A 914-nucleotide genomic window follows, 5' to 3' on the forward strand; every position below is an offset into this window, starting at 1 on the left:
ACACCGGCTCCGCCGATGTACAGCTCGCCGGCAACGCCGCGCGGTACCGGTTGACGATGCGCATCCAGCACGTAGATGCGTGTGTTGGCGATCGGCCGGCCAATCGGGACGACCTTTCCCGCATCTCCTGCAGCAGGATAACGGTAGAACGAGCTCCATACGGTGGCTTCGCTAGGACCGTACTCGTTGTACAGGCATATCCCTTTGGCGGTGAGATATTTGCCAAGTTCTTCGGGGCAAGGCTCGCCACCTGCAATAACGTCGGTCAGTCCCGCCGTCTCACCGTGCGAGCTCTCGCTTTGTTTGGTTGAAAACAGCAGCCGCGCCAACGACGTGGCGCACAGCACCCGCGTGATGTGCGCTTGCTTGACGTAGCGATGAATGTAATGCGGATCTGTGCCGCTGTGCTGCGCAAGAAGATGCAATGCGCCGCCAAACAACAACGTTCCAAATATTGCAGCCAGCGAACTATCGAACGCCATTGACGTCAACGGCAGCAGTGCCGTATCGGCGTCGGTACGGTAGACACCCGAGCGTGCCCAGGTGGATGTCACCAATTGACGATGCTCGACCATCACGCCTTTGGGTGTCCCGGTGGAGCCGGAGGTGTAGATGATGTAAGCCAGGTGTTGCGAATTTAGCTTCAGTGCCCCGGCATCCGGGTTGAACTCAGATCGTTCATGCCATGGGAACTGTTCCGCATCCAGATGCAGTGCAGGCACGCAAGCCAGTGCCGTATCGCCCAAGGCTCGGCGTCCCACCGCATCGCTGAGCAACAATGCGGGCTCGGCATCGCGCAAGATCTGCACGAGACGATCGGAGGAGTACACCGGATCCAGCGGCACATACGCCGCACCCGCCTTCAGGATGGCAAGCATTCCCACCACCATCGCCAGGCTGCGCTCCACGCACAG

At 60.0% G+C, this 914-nt stretch carries 1 protein-coding gene; it reads right to left on the minus strand.

The features are described 5' to 3' along the window. On the minus strand, positions 1 to 914 hold a 914-nt coding region (locus ISS99_RS00045), incomplete at both ends, for an AMP-binding protein (protein ID WP_204629522.1).

It is taken from the genome of Dyella mobilis (assembly GCF_016904945.1).
Taxonomy (GTDB): Bacteria; Pseudomonadota; Gammaproteobacteria; order Xanthomonadales; family Rhodanobacteraceae; genus Dyella_B; species Dyella_B mobilis.